The following is a 20,573-nucleotide window of genomic DNA, read 5'->3' as shown; positions in this document are numbered from 1 at the left end:
GGCATGGCAAGCAAACGTCGGGGTCTTCGACCGCCGACCTACAACACCACAGGTCTTACCGTAGGTCGGCACTCGCAGAGTCCGACGTTTCTGCGGTGAGCGGTGATGTTTGTCATGGGCCTGTGGGCATGGCAAGCAAACGTCGGGGTCTTCGACCACCGACCTACAACACCACAAGCCTCCACGTAGGTCGGCACTCGCAGAGTCCGACGTTTCTGGGGTGAGCGGTGATGTTTGTCATGGGCCTGTGGGCATGGCAAGCAAATGTCGGGGTCTTCGACCACCGACCTACAACACCACAGGTCTTACCGTAGGTCGGCACTCGAAGAGTCCGACGTTTCTGCGATGAGCGGTGATGTTTGTCATGGGCCTGTGGGCATGGCAAGCAAACGTCGGGGTCTTCGACCGCCGACCTACAACACCACAGGTCTTACCGTAGGTCGGCACTCGCAGAGTCCGACGTTTCTGCGGTGAGCGGTGATGTTTGTCATGGGCCTGTGGGCATGGCAAGCAAACGTCGGGGTCTTCGACCGCCGACCTACAACACCACAGGTCTTCTCGTAGATCGGTACTCGCAGAGTCCGACGTTTCTTGGATGACCGGTGATGCTTGTCATGGGCCTGTGGGCATGGCAAGCAAACGTCGGGGTCTTCGACCGCCGACCTACAACACCACAGGTCTTACCGTAGGTCGGCACTCGCAGAGTCCGACGTTTCTGCGGTGAGCGGTGATGTTTGTCATGGGCCTGTGGGCATGGCAAGCAAACGTCGGGGTCTTCGACCGCCGACCTACAACACCACAGGTCTTCTCGTAGGTCGGTACTCGCAGAGTCCGACGTTTCTGCGATGAGCGGTGCTGCTTGTCATGGGCCTGTGGGCATGGCAAGCAAATGTCGGGGTCTTCGACCGCCGACCTACAACACCACAGGTCTTACCGTAGGTCGGCACTCGCAGAGTCCGACGTTTCTGCGGTGAGCGGTGATGTTTGTCATGGGCCTGTGGGCATGGCAAGCAAACGTCGGGGTCTTCGACCACCGACCTACAACACCACAGGTCTTACCGTAGGTCGGTACTCGTAGAGTCCGACGTTTCTGGGGTGAGCGGTGATGTTTGTCATGGGCCTGTGGGCATGGCAAGCAAATGTCGGGGTCTTAGACCACCGACCTACAACACCAAAGGTCTTCTCGTAGGTCGGCACTCGCAGAGTCCGACATGTGTGCGATGAGCGGTGATGTTGGGGTTACAGCTCTGCGCCTTCCACCAAAAACCGCACGCGCTTTTGGCCTTGCCACTCGTCGGCGTCCAGCCGATAAGCCAGCTTCACCCTTGCAGGCAGCGGCTCGGTGCGGCCAAACCAGATGCCGTCCACCGGCTGGCCCTGGTGTTTCATCTTGAGTGACAGGTGTTTCTCGCCCACCAAGCGTTGCGACACGATCTCGATCTCTTCACAAAACACGGGTGGCGCAAAGCCTTGGCCCCAGACCTCGTGGTGCAACATGTCCACCAAATCGACCCTGCGGTATTCGGCGGGCAACGGCCCATCGGTTTCCAGGCGGCGTTGCAGCGTGGCGGCGTCCAGCCATTCCATGGCCACCTGGTTCAGGGTTTCTTCAAACACATCGAGGTGCTCTTCGGCAATGGTGCAGCCCGCCGCCATGGCATGCCCACCAAAACGCAACAGCACGCCCGGGGCGCGTTTGGCCACCAGGTCGAGCGCGTCGCGCAAATGAAAACCCGCAATCGAGCGGCCCGATCCCTTGAGTTCGTGTTCCTTACCCGGCGCGCTGCTGGCCGCAAACACGAACGTGGGGCGGTGCAGCTTGTCCTTGATGCGCGAGGCCACGATACCGACCACGCCTTCGTGAAAGTCCGGATCGAACACGCAAATGGCCGGGGGCGGCTCGTCGCCCTCGTCAAACAGCGACTCGGCCATTTCCATGGCCATCTCGCGCATGTCGCCCTCGATCACGCGGCGTTCGCGGTTGATCGCGTCCAGCTGCTTGGCCAGCTCGTCAGCACGGCCCGCGTCGTCGGTCAGCAGGCATTCGATGCCCAGCGTCATGTCGGCCAGGCGGCCTGCGGCGTTGATGCGTGGGCCCAAGGCAAAACCAAAGTCAAAGGTCGTGGCCTTGGCGGTTTCGCGGCTGGCCGCTCGCATGAGCGCCGACATGCCCGGGGGCAATGCGCCCGCCCGCACGCGGCGCAGGCCTTGGGCCACCAGGCGGCGGTTGTTGGGGTCGAGCTTGACCACGTCGGCCACGGTGCCCAAAGCCACCAGCGGCAGCAGGGCGTCCAACCTCGGTTGGTTGCTGGCGTCAAACACGCCGCGCTGGCGCAGTTCGGCGCGCAGGGCCAGCAGCACATAAAACATCACGCCCACACCGGCGATGGACTTGCTGGCAAAGGCACAGCCGGGCTGGTTGGGGTTGACGATGACCTCGGCCGTGGGCAGTTCGTTGCCCGGCAAATGGTGGTCGGTCACCAGCACCTGCAGGCCCAGGGCTTGCGCAGCTTGCACGCCCGCCACACTGGCGATGCCGTTGTCCACCGTGATCAGCACATCGGCCCCTTGCGCGTGCACGCGCTGGGCAATGGGGGGTGTCAGGCCGTAGCCGTCGACTACCCGGTCGGGCACCAGATAGCTCACGTTCTGGGCACCCAGCATGCGCAGCCCGCGCACGCCCACGGCGCAGGCGGTCGCGCCATCGCAGTCGTAATCGGCCACGATGCACAAGCGCTTGTTGTGCGCGATGGCGTCGGCCAGCATCTTCGCCGCTTCGTGCGTGCCCAGCATGCCCGCCGGGGGCAGCAGCAGGTTCAGCGCATCGTCGAGTTCTTCTTTGGACTGCACGCCGCGCGCAGCGTACAGGCGGGCCAGCAGGGGGTGGATGCCCGCTTGTTCCAGCGCCCAGGCGCTGCGGGGGGGCACATCTCGGGTGAGCAAATTCATGGGGCAATCAATGAGCGTTTAAGGGGTGATGAGGGCTGCCAATGCCGCCGCAGGGGCGGTCTTGTTGAAAAGGCGGGTGATCCGCTGGTGCCAGGCCGCAGGTGCAGCGGTGTAGGTGTGGGCAGCGTGTTCGCTGCACAGGCTCAGCGTGGCCTGGCCAGTGGCTTTGAAGTGGGCCAGCACATCGGCCACGGCGGTGGCATCCAGCTGCTGCCAGGCTTGCCGCCAGGCCGGCACATCGCCATGCAAGGCGGCTGTGCGCAGGCTCTCTGTCACGGTCACGGGGTGCACCTTTGGCTGTGTGCCAACTGGCAAGCTGCCCGCGCCGTGCAGCCAAAAAGAATTCACGGCGATTTGCCTGCGCGCATCGCGGGCGTTGTTGACGGGGTGGTTGTACAGCAGCATTTGCATCTCGCTTTGCAGGCGCTGCAGTGGTCTGGCCGCCGGGCTGTTGGGCATCCAGGCTTTGACGTTCTGGTTGATCACGCGGTCCAGCGAAGCGGTGGCCAGATCGGCCAACAGTTCGCCCTGGGCATGCCACAGCAAGGCGCTGTGCCAAGTCACTTGCAGGCCGTCTTCCTGCAAAAAGGGTTGCATGGCTTGCAGCAGTTGCTGCGACTCGTCGTCGGTCAAGTGCAGGTGCGCCGGGTCGGTCATGACCACCTGGTCCATGCCCACTTGCCAGTGGCAGGGCGTCATCCAGGCTTGGGCCTGTGTGCTGGTCTGGCCGTGTTGTGCATGATGCCAAGCGGCCCAGGGCAGGGCCGTGGCGTCGCTGCTCCAGCCCAGGGCTTGGGCCTGCAGGCGTTCGTGGGGCAGGTGCAAGGGGGTGGGCTCAGGGTCTTGCCAGACCTGTTGGCGCTGCAATTGGCCCAGCAGGGTGTGCAAGTGGGGCAGCTGCAAACCGCCCCAGACCTCGGGGCCGGTGAAGGCGTGGCTGGCCGCGTAGGGAATGATCAGGTGCATGGGGGCTGATTGTCGCAGGCCCCAAGTCCTTGCTTGGGGCTGCAGGCGTGAGAGCGTGGGCTCAGTGGGCATTCATGCCGTAAATCACGGCCAAGGCCACGGCAAAAATGACGGCCCAAATGGCCCGGTTGTTTTTCTCAATGAATTTGAGCACCACGTCCTCCAGGCTTTTGGAGGTGTGCGGGGGGCAAGGGTCCTGGTACATGGCAAATTCATTGACGGTGTTGGGGTGTTCATTATGGGCAGTTGCGACTGTGCCTAGAGGGCACAATCGCCAACACCTGAGAAACATACGGAGACACCATGAAAGAAACCCCCTACGCCTGGGTGGTGGTCTGGGCCACGTTTGTGTGCCTGGCCCTGATCTTCGGGGTGTCGTATTCGTTCGCGGCGTTTTTTGAATCGTTTGCAGCCGAGTTTTCGGCGCAGCGGGCTGATGTGTCCTGGATTTTTGGCCTCTCGGGTTTTGTCTACTTTGTGCTGGGCGCGGGCGGCGGCATGCTGGCCGACCGCTTGGGTCCACGCATCGTCTGCTCGGCCGGCATGGCTTTGATTGCACTGGGCTTGCTGGCCACCAGTTGGGCGTCTTCGCTGTTGGCGGTGTACGTGAGCTACGGCCTGTTGGTGGGCCTGGGCATTGCGCTCGTCTACACCCCGTCGATTGCCAGCGTGCAACCCTGGTTCACCACCCGGCGCGGTTTGGCCGGGGGCATTGCCAGTTCGGGCGTGGGCGCGGGCACCTTGCTGGTGCCTGTGCTGGTGGCCATGGCCATTGGCCCCATGCCCTGGCGCGAGGCGATGCGGGTGTTGGCGCTGGGGGTCTTGGTGCTCGGTTTGGTGGCGGCAGCTTTGTTGCGGCGCGCACCTGCTGCCCCGTCCTCGGGGGCAGGTGGCTCGGCCTCTGGCCTGAGTTTGCGCGAAACTTTGCGCAGCCCCACTTTCCGCTGGCTGTACTTGGCCACGGTGCTGGCCTCCCCGGTGATGTTCATCCCATTTGCCCATGTGTCGGCCTCGGCGCGTGATCTGGGCTTGGGCGAAGCCTTTGCCGTGGGGCTGGTGGGCTTGATTGGCGTGGGCAGTTTGGTGGGGCGCTTTGCCATTGGCCTGCTGGCCGACCGGCTGGGGCGGGCGCAGACGCTGGTGCTGATGCAGCTGTCCATGGGCGCGTCGTATGTGCTGTGGGGTGCGGCAGGCGGGCAGGGGTTGTTGGTGGTGTTTGCGCTGTGGTTTGGCTTGAGTTATGGCTCCATCGTGTCGCTCTTGCCCGCCATTTGCATGGACTACTTTGGCGGCAAATCGGTGGCCAGCGTGGTGGGCACGCTCTACAGCGGCGCGGCCTTGGGTAACTTGCTGGGGCCGGTGCTGGCCGGGGCGGTGTTTGACCACAGCGGCCATTATTTGGGCGTGATGGCGGTGTGCGGCGTGTTGTCGCTGAGCGCCACCTGGGCCTCGAGGCAGATGAAGCGCAGCGGGCAGGTGACGTATTGAGCCTGCGATCTGTTGGCAGCAGATGGACTCGACATGGAGGTGGATGGTTTTTTGTAGGAGCCCACCCTGTGGGCGATGGCTTGCCTTAGCGATGTGCGTGAAATCGCCCACAGGGTGGGCTCCTACAAAGACAAAAACCATCGCCTGTGGGCTCCTACAAATATCCTTGCACCGCTTAAGCTTGAGGTTTCAACGGAACGACGCTGAAAAGACAAAAGGACTTTATGCACAACGATTTGCACGCGCTCAGGCGCATCCTCAAAACGTGCCCCACCATCGCCGTGGTGGGTCTGTCGGCCGAGTGGCACCGGCCGAGCTACTTTGCGGCCAAGTACATGCAGTCGCACGGTTTCAAGATCGTGCCGGTCAACCCTCGCTATGCGGGCGGCGAGATCCTCGGTGAAATCTGCTATGCCAGCTTGGGAGACATTCCTTTCCAAGTGGACATGGTCGATGTGTTTCGCCGCACCGAAGACGTGTTGCCGATTGCCGAGCAAGCGGTGCAGATTGGCGCGAAGTGCCTGTGGCAGCAACTGGGCGTGGCCAACCCCGAGGCCGATGCGCTGGCCCGCCAAGCCGGGTTGGACTCGGTCACCAACCGCTGCGTGAAGATCGAACACGCCCGGCTGTTTGGCGGCCTGAACTGGGTGGGCGTGAACACCGGCATCATTTCGGCGCGGCGGCTGGTGTGAAAGCTTCTTATGGATCAGGTCCGATGATGTTTGCATGAACCCTTTTTTGTAGGAGCGGCGCCCTCGCCGCGATGGAGCCTCGCAGACCAACACCCATCGCCCCGAAGGCGGGGCTCCCACACAGATATTGCTGACCGCTAAGCCCAAGACAAGCCCTCCACTTCAAACGACACAGGGCCGGATCAATCGCTCTGCACTTGCCATTTTTGACCCCTTTTATTCATCCCCAACACCATGACCGACCGCCAATTCCACCCCGAAACCCTGGCCATCCACGCCGGACAGATTCCCGACGCGGCCACCGGCGCACGCGCCTTGCCCATCTACCAAACCAGCAGCTTTGTGTTTGACAGCGCCGAGCACGCCGCCTCGCTGTTCAACCTGCAGACCTTTGGCAATGTGTATTCGCGCCTGAGCAACCCCACGGTGGCGGTGCTCGAAGAACGTGTGGCCGCGCTCGAAGGCGGGCGCGCTGCCGTGGCCAGTGCCTCGGGCATGGCGGCCGAAACCATGGCGCTGATGACCATCTTGCAAGCGGGCGACCATGTGGTGGCGGCCGGGGCTTTGTACGGCGGCTCGGTCACCCTACTGGCCGTGAGCCTGGCCAAGTTCGGCATCGAGACCACCTTTGTGGACGCTACCCAACCCGAAACCTTTGCCGCCGCCATGCGCCCCAACACCCGCGCGGTGTACGCCGAAAGCTTGGGTAACCCGAGCATGGTGGTGCTGGACATCGCGGCCGTGGCCGAGGTGGCCCACGCGCACGGCGTGCCGCTCATCATCGACAACACCGTGCCCAGCCCGCTGCTGTGCAACCCCTTGTCGCTGGGGGCCGACATCGTGGTGCATTCGGCCACCAAATATTTAGCGGGCCACGGCACCACCTTGGGTGGCGTGGTGGTTGAGGGCGGCAAATTTCCTTGGGACAACGGCAAGTTTCCGGGCATGACCGAGCCCTCGCAGGGTTACCACGGCGTGAAGTTTTACGAGACCTTTGGCGACTTTGGCTTCACCATGCGCTGCCGCATGGAAAGCCTGCGTGTGTTTGGCGCATCGCTCAGCCCCATGAGCGCTTGGCAAATTTTGCAAGGCGTCGAGACCCTGCCCCTGCGCATGCAAAAGCACTGCGACAACGCGCTGGGCGTGGCGAAGTTTTTGCAGGCCGACCCGCGTGTGGCCTGGGTCAACTACCCCGGCCTGCCCGATCACCCACAGCACGCCCTGATGCAGCGCCAGATGCGCGGGGCCTCGGGCCTGCTGTCCTTTGGTGTGAAAGGCGGTCTGGCGCAGGGTGTCAAGTTCATCGAGTCGGCCCAGTTCATGAGCCACCTGGTCAACATCGGTGACACCCGCACCCTGATCAGCCACCCCGCCAGCACCACCCACCGCCAGCTGGGCGTTGCCCAGCAACTGGCCGCAGGCGTGCCGCCCGACATGGTGCGCATTTCGGTGGGCTTGGAGAATTTGGACGACATCTTGTGGGACATCGATCAAGCGTTGGACAAGGCTTGCCTCTGAAAACCCATTTCGGACTCCGGCACAGCCTCATGTCGGGGTCTTCGACCACCGACCTACGGGAAACCGCCTTGTGTTTTGTAGGTCGGCACTCGCAGAGTCCGACATACTGGCTCCGGCGCAGGCTCATGTACCGGGGTCCGGCACAGCCTCATGTCGGGGTCTTCGACCGCCGACCTGCGGGAAACCGCCTTGTGCTTTGTAGGTCGGCACTCGGAGAGTCCGACATGCGGGCTCCGGCGCAGGCCCATGTATTCGGGTTCCGGCACAGCCTCATGTCGGGGTCTTCGACCGCCGACCTGCGGGACACCGCCTTGTGTTTTGTAGGTCGGCACTCCTTTTCAGCGCTTCAGGGCCGCGGCCTCGGCGGCGCAATCTTGCCGGTCTGACTTCAGGCCTTTGGCTCGGGCGGAGGCAATCTCGGCCCTCGCCAGCTGGGCTTGCGCCTGAAACACCGGGTCGGCTTGCAATCGGGCCACGGCAGCGGCACCGACCACGCGACCGGCTTCCAGGTCGCTTTGCCAGTGCACGCCACACACCATGCGGCTGTCACCAAAGGCGTGGGCGCGCTGCAGCAAGGCGTCGGCCTTGTCGGGCGCCACGCCGGTCAGGATCAGGCCCCAGGCCCAGCCCAAGGCGGCGTGTCCCGAGGGGTAAGAGCCGTCTTTGGATAAATGCGCTTCTTCCTTGGGCGCGCAGGTGGTTTCACCCAGCTCGGCAAAAGGCCGCTTGCGCTGGTAATGGTCTTTGGCTTTGTAGGTGGCAAAACCGGCATCGATCAAGGTCCGACGCAGCAACATGTTCAGGTGCGGCGTGGCTTCTTGCGAAATTGGCATGTCCAGCGCGCATGAAAACACCCCGGCCGCCTCGGGGAACTTGAGGTTCACGTCTTTGGCGGCCTGTTCCCAGCGCGGCGAGTTGCGCAGGGCGCGGGTTTGACGGTGTATCTCCAGATCAGCCGCCTGGCGGGCCGAACCTGCGGTGGGCGGCGGTGGCACCAACGCCAGGCTGTCGGGCAGGGCTTTGCGGTCCAGGTAGCCATTCAGATAGCCCGAACCCTTGCGGAACTCGCCCACCACGTCGGGTGAGGTGGGGGGCTCGGCAGTTTTGACTGGGGCGGTCTGGCAGGCACTCAGCAGCAGGGCGGCGGGGATGGCGCTCAACAAGGCAATGAGGAAGGTTGTCTTTGGCGTGGCGATGTGTGTTGTCATGGTGGGTTTTCTGGCGTGCGGGCATGCGACGTGCAAGTTTTGCTGCGCCTGTCCCGGTCAAACCGTCACAACCGTGACTTTTTAAGTGAAAACACCCTGAAAAAAGGGTTCTTGGATGGGACTCAACCCTTCGTCTGCTTGCCTACCCCCAAAACCAAGGCGCCCAACAGGCCAGCCAACGTGGAGCCACCCAATACGCCCAATTTGAGCTGCAGTTCATAAGCCGGACCCAGGCCGCTGAACGCCAGGCCGCCGATGAACAAACTCATGGTGAAGCCAATGCCGCACAAGATGCTCACGCCCAGCAGTTGGCGGGTCGATGCTTCGGTGGGGGCTTGGGCCAGGCCGGATCGAACCATCAGGTACGCAGCGCCAAACACCCCCACAGCTTTGCCCAGCAGCAAACCCAGGCCAATGCCCAGGGGGATGGGTGACATCAAGGTGCTCAGGCTCACGCCGTACAGCACCACCCCGGCATTGCAAAACGCAAACAAGGGCAAGATGACAAATGCCACCCAAGGGTGCAGCCCGTGCTCCAGGGATTCCAGCGGAGATTGGCCCTGTGCATCCCGCATGGGAATGGCCAGCGCCGTGACCACCCCGGCCAGCGTGGCATGCACCCCGGACTTGAGCACGCACAACCACATGACCAGGCCGACCACGATGTACACATCTGTTCGGGTGATGCGCCATCGGTTCAAGCTCAGCAGCACCAAGCCCGCAAGCAGTGCCCCCAACAGCATGGGCCAGTGCAGGCTCGAGGTGTAGAACAGGGCAATGATGACGATGGCCCCCAAGTCGTCGATGATGGCCACGGCGGTCAGGAACACCTTGAGCGACAAGGGCACTCGCGAGCCCAGCAAGGCCACAATGCCCAGAGCAAAGGCAATGTCGGTGGCTGCCGGAATGGCCCAGCCGCGCAAGGCCAAGTCATCGCCCCAAGTGAAGGCGGTGTAAATCAGTGCGGGCAGGACCATGCCGCCCAGTGCTGCCACGGCGGGCAGCGCCAACTGGCCGGGGCCGCTCAACTCGCCTTCGAGAAACTCGCGTTTGATTTCCAGCCCCACCAAAAAGAAGAACACCGCCATCCACAGGTCGTTCACCCAAACGATCAGCGGTTTGGACAGCACCAAGGCCTGGTCCCCGATGATCACTTGGCCGGGCATGTGCAAAAAGGATGCGTACCACTGTCCCCATGGTGAGTTGCTGATGAGCATGGCGGCCATGGCCGCCATGGCCAATACCATGCCGGCAGCCGATTCGTTGGCAAAAAAGCGCACAAAGGCAGAGTCGTTGTCAGATTTCATGCGCACATTGTGACCAATTCAGGACCCAAGTCGGTATTTGAGTCCCTGCTCGTGCGGGTGCTCATGGAGCCGCATTGCACAATAGGCCCCATGTCGTTTTTTAAAAATATCCCTTACGAGCTGGTGCTGGGCTGGCGCTACACGCGCGCGGGCCGCGCCACGCGGCGCAATGGCTTCATTTCCTTCATTTCGGGCGTGTCCATGCTGGGCATTGCCTTGGGCGTGGCGGCGCTGATCATTGTGCTGAGCGTGATGAACGGTTTTCAGCGCGAGGTGCGTGACCGCATGCTGGGCGTGGTCTCGCACATCGAGGTGTATGCCGCCGATGGCAACGCGGTGGCTGACTTACCCGAGGTGCTGGTCAAACTCAAGGCACATCCGCATGTGCTGGGCGCTGCACCCTTCATCACCGCGCAGGCCTTGTTGGCGCGGGGCGAAGACATGAAGGGGGTGATGGTGCGCGGCATTGACCCGGCGCTGGAGCCTGAGGTGACCGATCTGTCGGCGGATGGTCAAGCGGGCGTGCTGGCGCGGCTGGTGCCGGGGCAGTTTGGCATCGTGCTGGGCGCCGATTTGGCGCAAAACCTGGGCGTTCAAACCGGTGACCCGGTCACGCTGGTCTCGCCCTCCGGGCAAGTCACACCAGCGGGCGTGGTGCCACGCATGAAACAGATGGAGGTGGTGGGCACCTTCCATTCGGGCCACTACGAATACGACTCTGCGTTGGCCATGATGCATGTGGACGACGCGGCCCGCATGTTCCGGCTTGAAGGTCCCAGCGGCATCCGGCTCAAGCTGCGCGACTTGCACCTGGCCCGCGAAGTGGGGCGCGATTTGCAGATGCAACTGGGCGGCCGGTTCTTTGTGCGCGACTGGACGCAGCAAAACAAAACCTGGTTTGCCGCCGTGCAGGTCGAAAAACGCATGATGTTCATCATCCTCACGCTCATCGTGGCGGTGGCGGCCTTCAACTTGGTCAGCACGCTGGTGATGACGGTGACCGACAAGCGCGCCGACATCGCCATCTTGCGCACCTTGGGCGCCAGCCCGCGCAGCATCATGGGCATTTTTGTGGTGCAGGGCGCCACAGTGGGCGTGATTGGCACGCTCAGCGGTTTGGGGCTGGGCCTGCTGGTGGCCTTCAACATCGACGTGATCGTGCCTGGGTTGGAGCGGCTGTTCAACGCCAGCTTTTTGCCGCGTGACATTTACCTGATCAGCCGCATGCCCAGCGAACCGCTGGCCAGCGACATCTGGCCGATTGCCATCATTTCTTTGGTGCTGGCGTTCCTGGCCACGCTCTACCCCAGCTGGCGCGCCAGCCAAGTGAACCCGGCGGAGGCCTTGCGTTATGAATAAACTTTCTCTGCCCACGCTGCCCGAGACCTTGGGCTCCTTAGCCACGCCCAGCTTGGGCGCCGTGACGACGTCGACCACGGGTACTGTGCCGGAGCCTGACTCCGGCACCACGGGGGCTTGCGATTTGCCGCCTGTAGTGGACAGCCTCACGACAGTGAGCCCCTGTGTGGCCAGCCCCTCGCAGGCAAGCTTGCCTCTGGAAGGCTTGTCCCTGACCAGCACGTCACTTTCAAGCCCGCTCGATGACAGTCGATCGCTATCAAGCCCACCCCTGCGCAGTCCCAAAGCAGATGTCGTGTTGAAGGCCCAAGGCCTGACCAAGCGATTCACCGAAGGTCGTCTGGACGTGACCGTGCTGCAAGGCGTGGACCTGCAGGTGCACGCGGGCGAGACGCTGGCCATAGTGGGTGCGTCGGGCTCGGGCAAGAGCACGCTTTTGCATTTGCTGGGCGGTCTGGATGCGCCCACCCAGGGCGGTGTGCAGTTGCAAGGCCAGTTGCTGTCGGCTTTGAACCCGGCTGAGCAAGGTCAGTGGCGCAACCGCTACCTGGGGTTTGTCTACCAGTTTCACCATTTGCTGCCCGAGTTCAGCGCCCTGGACAACGTGGCCATGCCACTGTGGATTCGCCGTCAAAAGCGCAGCGATGCCGCCCTGGTGGCGGCGCAGTGGCTGGCGCGTGTGGGCCTGGACAAACGCTTGCACCACCGGCCTTCCGAGCTGTCGGGGGGCGAACGCCAGCGTGTGGCGCTGGCCCGCGCCCTGGTGAATGAGCCCGCTTGCGTGCTGGCCGACGAGCCCACCGGCAATCTGGACCGCGAAACCGCCGATGGCGTGTTTGCCCTGATGCTGCAGCTGGCCCGCGAACGTGGCACCGCTTTTGTGGTGGTCACGCACGACGCCGCGCTGGCCGCGCGTTGTGACCGGCAGCTGCACCTGGTCAAGGGCGTGCTGCAAGCGTCCGTTTGAGCGGCGGCAGATCGCGCCATGTGGATCGACACCCATTGCCACCTGGACGCGGCCGAATTCGATGCGGACCGCGATGCGGTGAGACAGCAGGCGCGCCAGCAGGGGGTGAGCTTGTGCGTGATCCCGGCCGTTGAGCGTTCGCATTGGGCGCGTGTGACGCAGCTGGCGGCACGGGACGGCGATGCGTATGCCCTGGGCATTCACCCGCTGTATGTGCCGCAGGCCCAGGACGACGATTTGCAGGCGCTGGACGCTGCGCTGACCGAACGCCAAGCAGACCCCAGACTGGTGGCGGTGGGCGAGATCGGGCTGGATTATTTTGTGCCTGCGCTGTGCACGCCCGCCATGCGTGAGCGCCAATGGTTTTTCTACACGGCGCAGCTTCAACTGGCGCAAAAGCATGGCCTGCCCGTGATCTTGCATGTGCGCCGATCGGCCGATCTCTTGCTCAAGGGCTTGCGCCAGGCGGCGGTGACCGGCGGCATAGCGCATGCCTTCAATGGCAGCATTCAGCAGGCGCAGGCGTTTGTGGCCCTGGGTTGTGCGCTGGGCTTTGGCGGGGCACTGACTTACGACCGGGCTTTGCAGTTGCGCCGCCTGGCCGCTGAGCTGCCCGCGAGCGCCCTGGTGCTGGAAACCGATGCGCCCGACATGCCCCCGCATTGGCTCTACCAGACCGCCGAACAACGCGCCTTGGGCCTGCCGCAAGGGCGCAACAGCCCGGCCGAGTTGCCCCGCATTGCCCAGCAGCTGGCCCAGTTGCGTGGCATGCCGCTGGCGGCGCTGGCGCAGCTCACCACCGCCAATGCCCAGCGGGCCTTGCCCCGGCTGGCCGCACTGGCCACTCCGGCCACTAGGGTGGTGCAGGCATGAGTGCAAGCCCACGGCTGCAAGGTCTGGCCCCGCTGGTCTCGCGCGCCACTCAAATTCTGGTGCTGGGCAGTTTTCCGGGCGTCAAGTCCTTGCGGGCGCAGCAGTATTACGCGCACCCGCAAAACCAGTTCTGGCCCATCATGCAGGCGCTGTGGCCCGATGCCGGGTGGCCCGCAGACCGCGATTACGCCCGGCGCTGCCAATGCCTGCTGTCGCAAGGTGTGGGCGTGTGGGATGTGTATGCCGCTTGCGAGCGCGAGGGCAGCCTGGACAGTGCCATTCAGCAGGCCCAGCTCAATGATTTTCCGGGCCTGCTGATGCAGTGCCCACAGCTCAGCACCATCGCGCACAACGGTGGCGAGAGCTTTCGCCACGCCCGGGTGCTCAAAAAAGCGCTGGAAGTGGCCGGTTTGGCCGGGCGGGTGACGATTCATCGCCTACCATCGACCAGTCCGGCCCACGCGTCCTGGACGTTTGAACAAAAACTGGCCGCCTGGCGGGCCGTGATGACACCGCCCGCTGACGACAGCGCCATGCACCACAGAACCACTCCATGAGCCGAAAAAAAGCTGGCGCCCAAGCCATTGAACTGCCCGAAGTCAACTTCTCGGAAGACGGCGAAATCCGTTACCTGCACCTGGGCACCGAGTGGATTCAGGGCTCGATGTACCTCGATCGACCCTACGACATCGAACTGGAATATGTGCAGCGCATGTTTGGCTGGCTGCTGTTTTACCCGCACGCCGATGTGAAAGGCGCCCACGCCATGCAGCTGGGCCTGGGGGCGGGCACGATCACCAAGTTTTGCTACAAAAAACTCAAGATGACCTGCACTGCCATCGAACTCAACCCCGGGGTGCTGCACGCTTGCCGGGGCTGGTTTCGCCTGCCGCCCGACGATGAACGCTTGCGTGTGGTGCTGGCCGATGCCCTGCAGGAGATTCAAAAGGAAGAGTGGCGGGGCACGGTGGATGCTTTGCAGGTTGACCTGTACGACGAAGAAGCCGCCGCGCCCGTGTTGGACACGCCCGACTTTTACCGCCATTGCCGCGATGTGCTGACCCCGCAAGGCGTGATGACGGTGAACCTGTTTGGCCGCTCGTCGAGTTATGGCGAAAGTGTGGAAAAAATCTGCGCCACCTTTGGCGAAGACGCGGTGTGGATTTTCAAGCCCACCCGTGAAGGCAATGCCATCGTGCTGGCGCAGCGCACCGCCTCGCGGCCCAAGCGCGAGCAGTTGCTGGCGGCCGCCGACAAAATTCAGGAAAAGTGGGGCTTGCCCGCACCCAAGTGGTTGCGCGTTTTCAAGCCACTGACCAAGTGAATGCGAAGTCACTACAGGGGTCACAAAATCGGGAAAAAATACCCGAGCGCATCAGGGTAAACCATCGGTTTGTCACCCTCGGGATATAGGTGTAACCCACATCCGCCAAGAGAGCATCTTCACGCAGAATCACCCCAACTCAATCAGAGGAGATATCTCGTGAAAATCAAGAGTCAAAAAGACTTTTTCTCAGGGCTGATGTTCACCGTCGTCGGTGCTGCATTTGCCTATGGTGCGACCAACTACACCATTGGCACCGGTGGCCGCATGGGGCCGGGTTACTTCCCGCTGTTGCTGGGCATCATCCTGGCACTGCTGGGCAGCGTGGTCATGTTCAAGGCCCTTGTGGTTGAGACACCCAGCGGCGACAAGATTGGCGCCTGGGCCTGGAAGCCTTTGTTCTACATCATCGCGGCCAACTTGCTGTTTGGTATTTTGCTGGGTGGCTTGCCCAGCGTGGGCATTCCGGCCATGGGCCTGATCGCGGCCATTTTTGGTGTGACGATTGTGGCCAGCCTGGCCGGTGACACCTTCAGCCTCAAGGAAGTGCTGATCCTGTCCGTGGTGCTGTCCATTGGCAGCTACCTGGCTTTCATCGTGCTGCTGAAGTTGCAGTTCCCTGTGTGGCCCACTTTCATCGTCGGCTGAGGAGACATTCATGACCGATCTGATCAATAACCTGTCCCTCGGTTTTGGGGTGGCATTCACCTTTCAGAACCTGATTTATGCGTTCATCGGCTGCCTGTTGGGCACGCTGATTGGTGTGTTGCCTGGCATTGGCCCAGTCGCCACCATCGCCATGCTGCTGCCCGCGACCTATGCACTGCCCCCCGTGGCTGCGCTGATCATGCTGGCCGGTATTTACTACGGCGCCCAGTACGGCGGATCGACCACCGCGATTTTGGTGAACCTGCCTGGCGAATCGTCGTCGGTGGTCACGGTGATCGACGGCTACCAGATGGCCCGTAAAGGGCGGGCGGGTCCGGCGCTCGCTGCTGCCGGTCTGGGTTCTTTCTTTGCCGGTTGTGTGGGCACCTTGATCCTGGCTGCATTTGCTGCGCCCTTGACCGAAGTGGCCTTCAAGTTCGGCCCTGCCGAATACTTCTCGCTCATGATTTTGGGCTTGATCGGCGCCGTGGTGTTGGCTTCTGGCTCTTTGCTCAAGGCCGTGGCCATGATCGTGTTGGGTTTGCTGCTGGGCCTGGTCGGCACCGACGTGAACTCTGGCGTGGCGCGCTTCAGCTTTGACATTCCCGAATTGACCGATGGCATTGGCTTCATCGTGATCGCCATGGGTGTGTTTGGCTACGGCGAAATCATCTCCAACCTGTCGCAAAAAGAGGAAGACCGCGAAGTCTTCACCGGCAAGGTGCAGGGCTTGATGCCGACCAAAGAAGACTTCCGGAACATGGTGCCTGCCGTGTTGCGCGGCACGGCCATCGGCTCCATCCTGGGCATCTTGCCTGGTGGCGGTGCCTTGCTGGCAGCGTTTGCGGCCTACACCATCGAGAAGAAAACCAAGCTCAAGCCCGGTGAAGTGCCTTTCGGTCAAGGCAACATCCGTGGTGTGGCCGCGCCTGAGTCGGCCAACAACGCCGGTTCGCAAACCTCCTTCATTCCCTTGCTGACGCTGGGCATTCCGCCCAACGCCGTGATGGCCTTGATGGTGGGCGCGATGACGATCCACAACATCCAGCCTGGCCCCCAGGTGATGACCAGCAACCCCGAACTGTTCTGGGGCCTGATTGCCTCGATGTGGATCGGTAACCTGATGCTGGTGATCTTGAACCTGCCTTTGATCGGCATGTGGATCAAGCTGCTGACAGTGCCTTACCGCTGGTTGTTCCCGGCCATCGTGCTGTTCTGCGCGATCGGTGTGTACTCGACCAACAACAACACCTTCGACATCTGGATGGTGGCCATGTTTGGTGTGATCGGTTACACCTTCATCAAGCTGGGTGTGGAGCCAGCGCCCTTGCTGCTGGGCTTCATTTTGGGCCCGATGATGGAAGAGAACCTGCGCCGCGCCATGCTGCTGTCGCGTGGTGACTGGAGCGTGTTTGTGACGCGTCCCCTGTCGGCCAGCCTGTTGGCGGCTGCCCTGGTGCTGCTGATCATCGTGCTGCTGCCTTCGGTCAAATCCAAACGTGAAGAAGCCTTCGTGGAAGAATGACCGCCGCCTGATGCCCGGGGTCCCCCCAGTGCATTGACAAACGGCCTCTTCGGAGGCCGTTTGTCATGGTGCCGCAGTATTTGCAGGTCGTGCCTTACAAGCGATAGGTCTCGCAGCCACAAGCTTTGTGCGGCCTTGAAGCGGGGTCATGTCACCCGTGGGCGCCGCGCCGCCTGTGCCTCTGCCAAAATGGTTGTCACGATGGGCAATGGGCTCACTTTTTTCTTTTTGTGAGGGCGCATTTCATGAAAAAACGACACCTGATTTACACCGCTCTGGCCTTGGTGCTGGCCTGGCCCTTGGGGGCAGTGGTGCAAGCACAGACCTACCCCGTCAAGCCCGTTCGGCTCATCGTGCCTTTCCCGGCCGGGGGCGCCACCGATTTGTTTGCCCGCACGCTGTCGCAAAAACTCAGCGAAAAAATGGGCGCATCCCTGGTCGTGGAAAACCGGCCTGGCGCGGGCGGTACCCTGGGCTCGGACCTGGTGGCCAAAGCGCAGCCGGACGGTTACACCTTGCTGCTGGCGACATCGAGCACCCACTCGATTGGCCCCAACCTGAACCCGCGCATGCCCTATGACGCGGTGAAAGATTTCACCCCCATCAGCCAGGTGGGCAATGCGCCCAGCATCATGCTGGTGCCCAACAGTTCCCCGGCCAAGACGGTGAAGGAATGGATCGACCACGCCAAAAAGAACCCGGGCCGCCTGAATTACGCATCGAGCGGCAACGGCACCATCGTGCAGTTGACGGCTGAGCTGTTCAAGTCACAGGCCGATGTGTTTGTCGTGCACATTCCCTACAAGGGCACGGCCCTGGCCATTCCGGATCTGGTCAGTGGCAAGGTCGATGTGCTGTTTGACAGCTTGCCCACCGGCTTGCCGCATGTGCGCGATGGCCGTTTGCGTGCTTTGGGTGTGACCTCGCTCAAGGCCACACCGCTGGCGCCCGGCGTGCCCCCGATTGCCGATGTGTTGCCGGGTTACGAGTCCACCACTTGGTTTGGTCTGTTTGGCCCCAAAGGCTTGCCCGCGGATGTGGTGACGCGTGTGAATGCCGCCGCCAATCAGGTGCTGCAAGATCCTGAAGTCATCGACAAGTTGCACCGCCTGGGCATTGAGCCCGTGGGCGGCACGCCAGCCCAATTCACCACCATGCTGGCCAAGGAATCGGCCAAATGGAAAAAAATCATCAGTGAACGCAAGATCACGCTGGACTGACATGCACTTTCAAAACCAATACCCCTACACCAGCACCCGCCTGCCACTGTTTGCGCGCAATGTGGTGTCCACCTCGCACCCGCTGGCCGCGCAGGCGGGTCTGCGCATGATGCTCAAAGGCGGCAACGCGGTCGATGCCGCCATCGCTGCCGCCGCTGTCATCACCTTGACGGAGCCCGTCAGCAATGGTCTGGGCTCCGACGCCTTTGCCATCCTTTGGGATGGCCAAGAGCTCCATGGCCTCAACGCCTCCGGCCCGGCACCGGCCACCTGGACGCCCGATTACTTTCACCGCAAATACGGCGCCGACGCGGTCACGCCGCCGAAGCGTGGCTTTGACTCGGTCACTGTGCCCGGTGCGGTGGCCAGCTGGGTGGCTTTGAGTGAACGCTTTGGCAAGCTGCCCTTTGCCGATTTATTGGAGCCCGCGATCGATGTGGCCGAGCGCGGTTATTTGATGCCGGTGGTGGTGCAGCAAAAGTGGGCGGCAGCCACACCCGAGTTGCAGTCACTGCCCGGCTTTGCGCAGAGCTTTTTGCCCTGGGGCCGTGCGCCCGAAGTGGGCGAGCTGTTCCAGTTCAAGAACGCAGCGCGGGGCCTCAAAGCCATTGCCGCCACAAAGGGCCAGGCCCTGTATGGCGGCGAGATCGCCGAGGCGATTGAAAAGTTCGCCAAGGAAAACGGCGGCAGCATCACCGCCAAAGACCTGGCCGACTTCAAGCCCGAATGGGTCAAGCCGATTGCGCAAGACTACCGGGGCTACACCCTGCACGAGATCCCGCCCAACGGGCAGGGCATCGCGGCGCTGATCGCCTTGGGCATCTTGTCCAACTTTGACCTGGCTAGCCATGCGGTGGATGGCGTCGATTCGCAGCACCTGCAGATTGAAGCCATGAAGCTGGCCTTTGCCGACGTGTACCGCTATGTGGCCGATCCGCGCTACATGGAAGTCACGCCCGAGCAGATGCTCGACCCGGCCTATCTGGCCAGCCGTGCCAAGCTGATCGATATGAAGAAGGCGCAAAACTTCCAGGCGGGCAACCCGGTCAAAGGCGGCACGATTTACCTGACGGCGGCCGATGAAAACGGCATGATGATCAGCTTCATCCAGAGCAATTACATGGGCTTTGGATCGGGCGTGGTGGAGCCGACCTACGGCATCAGCCTGCAAAACCGGGGGCATGGTTTCAGCACCAACCTGAACGGCCCCAACATGGCCAACTTGGTCAAGCCTGGCAAGCGGCCTTTCCAGACCATCATCCCGGCCTTCCTTACCAAAGACGGTCAGCCTGTCATGAGCTACGGGGTGATGGGCGGCAATATGCAGCCCCAAGGCCACATGCAAACCCTGGTGCGCATGCTGGATTACCAGCAGAACCCACAAGCCGCCTGCGACGCACCGCGCTGGCGCTACAACAGCGGCATGAACATCAACGTCGAAGCCGCCATGAATGGCCAGACGGTGCAGGGCCTGATCGCTCGCGGTCATGAGCTGGACATCATCAATGACTCTTACCAGGACTTTGGCGCTGGCCAGTTCATCTGGCGCATGGGCGATCCGGGGGTGGAAGGCTATATGGCGGCCAGCGACCCGCGCCGTGACGGGCAGGCGGTGGGCTTTTGATGGTGGGCACGCATTACTCCAAAGCCACCACAGGTTTGCTTTTGGCCGCATCGGGCTCGATTGCCTTCAGCGGTAAAGCCATCATCGTCAAGCTGGCTTATCGCCATGGCGTGGATGCGGTCACGCTTTTGATGTATCGCATGCTGTTTGCGCTGCCCATGTTTTTGCTCATGGCTTGGTGGGCCGGGCGGGGCAAGGCTGCCCTCACGGGGCGAGACTGGCTGGGCGTGATGGGCCTGGGTTTCTGTGGTTATTACCTGTCGAGCTTTCTGGATTTTTGGGGGCTGGAGTTCATCAGCGCTTCGCTCGAGCGTTTGATCCTGTACCTCAACCCCACGCTGGTGCTGGTGCTGGGCTGGGTGCTGTTCAAAAAACGCATCACCACGCGCCAGGCGGTGGCTATGGCCATCAGTTACTCTGGTGTCTTGCTGGTGTTCGGGCACGAGGTCAGTCTGGCCGGAACGCATGCTGCGCTGGGGGCCTTGCTGGTGTTTTGCAGCGCCTTCACCTATGCGGTTTACATGATCTACAGCGGCCAGCTGGTGCAGCGCCTGGGCTCTTTGCGCCTGGCGGGCCTGGCCACATCGGTGGCCTGCTTTTTTTGCCTGCTGCAGTTTGCGCTGCTCAGGCCTTTGGGGGCCGCGCTGGTGCCCGAACCTGTGCTTTGGTTGTCGCTGCTCAACGCCACGGCCTGCACCGCCTTGCCGGTGCTGTTGGTCATGATGGCCATTGAGCGCATTGGGCCGGGCCTCACCGCTCAGACGGGCATGATCGGCCCCATGTCAACCATTGTGATGGGCGTGCTGATTCTGGGGGAGCCCTTCAATGCATGGGTCATTGCGGGCACCTGTCTGGTGGTCAGTGGTGTGTTTTGGGTGACGCGGCCAGCGGGCCGCACAAGTTAA

Annotated in this window: 18 protein-coding genes; 13 read left to right on the top strand and 5 right to left on the bottom strand. The window is 62.3% G+C overall.

The features are described from left to right. Positions 1-1,239: 1,239 nt before the first annotated feature. The 3 genes from recJ to B9Z51_RS18365 all read right to left on the bottom strand — a co-directional run bounded on the left by recJ (position 1,240) and on the right by B9Z51_RS18365 (position 4,120). Positions 1,240-2,949, bottom strand: a complete 1,710-nt coding sequence (gene recJ / locus B9Z51_RS03925; RefSeq protein ID WP_108371940.1) for a single-stranded-DNA-specific exonuclease RecJ — start codon at positions 2,947-2,949, stop codon at positions 1,240-1,242. A gap of 18 nt (positions 2,950-2,967) precedes the next feature. Beyond that, the gene (locus B9Z51_RS03920) at positions 2,968-3,915 is read right to left on the bottom strand and encodes a hypothetical protein (protein WP_108372706.1); all 948 of its coding nucleotides are present in this window, start codon (positions 3,913-3,915) and stop codon (positions 2,968-2,970) included. Positions 3,916-3,976: 61 nt separating this feature from the next. Then, positions 3,977-4,120 carry a hypothetical protein gene (locus tag B9Z51_RS18365; protein WP_158272819.1) on the bottom strand — a complete coding sequence of 48 codons (144 nt, stop codon included), beginning with the start codon at positions 4,118-4,120 and terminating at the stop codon, positions 3,977-3,979. Between the two features lie 98 nt (positions 4,121-4,218). Between B9Z51_RS18365 and B9Z51_RS03915 the strand changes: the two genes are divergently transcribed. The 3 genes from B9Z51_RS03915 (at position 4,219) to B9Z51_RS03905 (ending at position 7,613) form a co-directional block, all read left to right on the top strand. Then, entirely contained in the window at positions 4,219-5,403 is a 1,185-nt protein-coding gene (locus B9Z51_RS03915) for an MFS transporter (protein ID WP_108371938.1), read from the top strand. A 224-nt stretch (positions 5,404-5,627) separates the two neighbouring features. Beyond that, the gene (locus tag B9Z51_RS03910; protein WP_108371936.1) at positions 5,628-6,095 is read left to right on the top strand and encodes a CoA-binding protein; all 468 of its coding nucleotides are present in this window, start codon (positions 5,628-5,630) and stop codon (positions 6,093-6,095) included. A 234-nt stretch (positions 6,096-6,329) separates the two neighbouring features. Continuing rightward, the gene (locus tag B9Z51_RS03905; protein WP_108371934.1) at positions 6,330-7,613 is read left to right on the top strand and encodes an O-acetylhomoserine aminocarboxypropyltransferase/cysteine synthase family protein; all 1,284 of its coding nucleotides are present in this window, start codon (positions 6,330-6,332) and stop codon (positions 7,611-7,613) included. A 338-nt stretch (positions 7,614-7,951) separates the two neighbouring features. Here the strand turns inward: B9Z51_RS03905 and B9Z51_RS03900 are convergent, their stop codons facing one another. Then, complete coding sequence (locus B9Z51_RS03900; protein ID WP_108371932.1) at positions 7,952-8,821, bottom strand: phosphatase PAP2 family protein; 870 nt, start codon at positions 8,819-8,821, stop codon at positions 7,952-7,954. Positions 8,822-8,943: 122 nt separating this feature from the next. Beyond that, complete coding sequence (gene nhaA, locus B9Z51_RS03895; RefSeq protein ID WP_108371930.1) at positions 8,944-10,128, bottom strand: Na+/H+ antiporter NhaA; 1,185 nt, start codon at positions 10,126-10,128, stop codon at positions 8,944-8,946. Positions 10,129-10,218: 90 nt separating this feature from the next. On the opposite strand from nhaA, the gene B9Z51_RS03890 reads away from it, so the two are divergent. From B9Z51_RS03890 to B9Z51_RS03845, 10 genes are all read left to right on the top strand, one after another. Further along, complete coding sequence (locus B9Z51_RS03890) at positions 10,219-11,487, top strand: lipoprotein-releasing ABC transporter permease subunit (RefSeq protein ID WP_108371928.1); 1,269 nt, start codon at positions 10,219-10,221, stop codon at positions 11,485-11,487. A gap of 271 nt (positions 11,488-11,758) precedes the next feature. Further along, on the top strand, positions 11,759-12,454 hold the full coding sequence (gene lolD, locus B9Z51_RS03885; protein WP_108372704.1) for a lipoprotein-releasing ABC transporter ATP-binding protein LolD: 696 nt from the start codon (positions 11,759-11,761) through the stop codon (positions 12,452-12,454). An 18-nt stretch (positions 12,455-12,472) separates the two neighbouring features. Then, positions 12,473-13,327 carry a TatD family hydrolase gene (locus B9Z51_RS03880; RefSeq protein WP_108371926.1) on the top strand — a complete coding sequence of 285 codons (855 nt, stop codon included), beginning with the start codon at positions 12,473-12,475 and terminating at the stop codon, positions 13,325-13,327. Beyond that, positions 13,324-13,884 carry a DNA-deoxyinosine glycosylase gene (locus tag B9Z51_RS03875; RefSeq protein WP_108371923.1) on the top strand — a complete coding sequence of 187 codons (561 nt, stop codon included), beginning with the start codon at positions 13,324-13,326 and terminating at the stop codon, positions 13,882-13,884. Before B9Z51_RS03880 ends, B9Z51_RS03875 begins: the two co-directional genes overlap by 4 nt. Beyond that, positions 13,881-14,651, top strand: a complete 771-nt coding sequence (locus B9Z51_RS03870) for a spermidine synthase (protein WP_108371921.1) — start codon at positions 13,881-13,883, stop codon at positions 14,649-14,651. The genes B9Z51_RS03875 and B9Z51_RS03870 overlap by 4 nt, the downstream gene beginning before the upstream one ends. A gap of 159 nt (positions 14,652-14,810) precedes the next feature. Then, positions 14,811-15,299, top strand: coding sequence for a tripartite tricarboxylate transporter TctB family protein (locus B9Z51_RS03865; RefSeq protein ID WP_108371919.1), 489 nt, complete (start codon positions 14,811-14,813; stop codon positions 15,297-15,299). Between the two features lie 10 nt (positions 15,300-15,309). Next, a complete protein-coding gene (locus B9Z51_RS03860) occupies positions 15,310-16,824 on the top strand; it encodes a tripartite tricarboxylate transporter permease (RefSeq protein ID WP_108371917.1) in 1,515 nt (504 codons plus the stop codon). 245 nt (positions 16,825-17,069) lie between these two features. Continuing rightward, positions 17,070-18,044, top strand: a complete 975-nt coding sequence (locus B9Z51_RS03855) for a tripartite tricarboxylate transporter substrate binding protein (RefSeq protein ID WP_108371915.1) — start codon at positions 17,070-17,072, stop codon at positions 18,042-18,044. A gap of 1 nt (position 18,045) precedes the next feature. Continuing rightward, a complete protein-coding gene (locus tag B9Z51_RS03850; protein WP_108371913.1) occupies positions 18,046-19,668 on the top strand; it encodes a gamma-glutamyltransferase family protein in 1,623 nt (540 codons plus the stop codon). Continuing rightward, positions 19,668-20,573: a DMT family transporter gene (locus tag B9Z51_RS03845; protein WP_108371912.1), complete on the top strand. Its 906-nt coding sequence runs from the start codon at positions 19,668-19,670 to the stop codon at positions 20,571-20,573. Before B9Z51_RS03850 ends, B9Z51_RS03845 begins: the two co-directional genes overlap by 1 nt.

Origin of the sequence: Limnohabitans sp. T6-5, from assembly GCF_003063315.1 — a bacterium.
Lineage (GTDB): Bacteria > Pseudomonadota > Gammaproteobacteria > Burkholderiales > Burkholderiaceae_C > Limnohabitans_A.
Note: the sequence above shows the minus strand (reverse complement) of the source record. Positions and strands in the feature narration are given on the sequence as shown.

What these genes read in the sequence shown, in the direction of transcription:
- B9Z51_RS03890 (WP_108371928.1), top strand. Translation starts at nt 10,219, where the DNA reads ATGTCGTTTTTTAAAAATATCCCTTACGAGCTGGTGCTGGGCTGGCGC.
- recJ (WP_108371940.1), bottom strand. Translation starts at nt 2,949, where the DNA reads ATGAATTTGCTCACCCGAGATGTGCCCCCCCGCAGCGCCTGGGCGCTG.
- B9Z51_RS03910 (WP_108371936.1), top strand. Translation starts at nt 5,628, where the DNA reads ATGCACAACGATTTGCACGCGCTCAGGCGCATCCTCAAAACGTGCCCC.
- B9Z51_RS03875 (WP_108371923.1), top strand. Translation starts at nt 13,324, where the DNA reads ATGAGTGCAAGCCCACGGCTGCAAGGTCTGGCCCCGCTGGTCTCGCGC.
- B9Z51_RS18365 (WP_158272819.1), bottom strand. Translation starts at nt 4,120, where the DNA reads ATGTACCAGGACCCTTGCCCCCCGCACACCTCCAAAAGCCTGGAGGAC.
- B9Z51_RS03855 (WP_108371915.1), top strand. Translation starts at nt 17,070, where the DNA reads ATGAAAAAACGACACCTGATTTACACCGCTCTGGCCTTGGTGCTGGCC.
- B9Z51_RS03880 (WP_108371926.1), top strand. Translation starts at nt 12,473, where the DNA reads ATGTGGATCGACACCCATTGCCACCTGGACGCGGCCGAATTCGATGCG.
- B9Z51_RS03860 (WP_108371917.1), top strand. Translation starts at nt 15,310, where the DNA reads ATGACCGATCTGATCAATAACCTGTCCCTCGGTTTTGGGGTGGCATTC.
- B9Z51_RS03850 (WP_108371913.1), top strand. Translation starts at nt 18,046, where the DNA reads ATGCACTTTCAAAACCAATACCCCTACACCAGCACCCGCCTGCCACTG.
- nhaA (WP_108371930.1), bottom strand. Translation starts at nt 10,128, where the DNA reads ATGAAATCTGACAACGACTCTGCCTTTGTGCGCTTTTTTGCCAACGAA.
- B9Z51_RS03915 (WP_108371938.1), top strand. Translation starts at nt 4,219, where the DNA reads ATGAAAGAAACCCCCTACGCCTGGGTGGTGGTCTGGGCCACGTTTGTG.
- B9Z51_RS03845 (WP_108371912.1), top strand. Translation starts at nt 19,668, where the DNA reads ATGGTGGGCACGCATTACTCCAAAGCCACCACAGGTTTGCTTTTGGCC.
- B9Z51_RS03900 (WP_108371932.1), bottom strand. Translation starts at nt 8,821, where the DNA reads ATGACAACACACATCGCCACGCCAAAGACAACCTTCCTCATTGCCTTG.
- B9Z51_RS03905 (WP_108371934.1), top strand. Translation starts at nt 6,330, where the DNA reads ATGACCGACCGCCAATTCCACCCCGAAACCCTGGCCATCCACGCCGGA.
- B9Z51_RS03870 (WP_108371921.1), top strand. Translation starts at nt 13,881, where the DNA reads ATGAGCCGAAAAAAAGCTGGCGCCCAAGCCATTGAACTGCCCGAAGTC.
- B9Z51_RS03920 (WP_108372706.1), bottom strand. Translation starts at nt 3,915, where the DNA reads ATGCACCTGATCATTCCCTACGCGGCCAGCCACGCCTTCACCGGCCCC.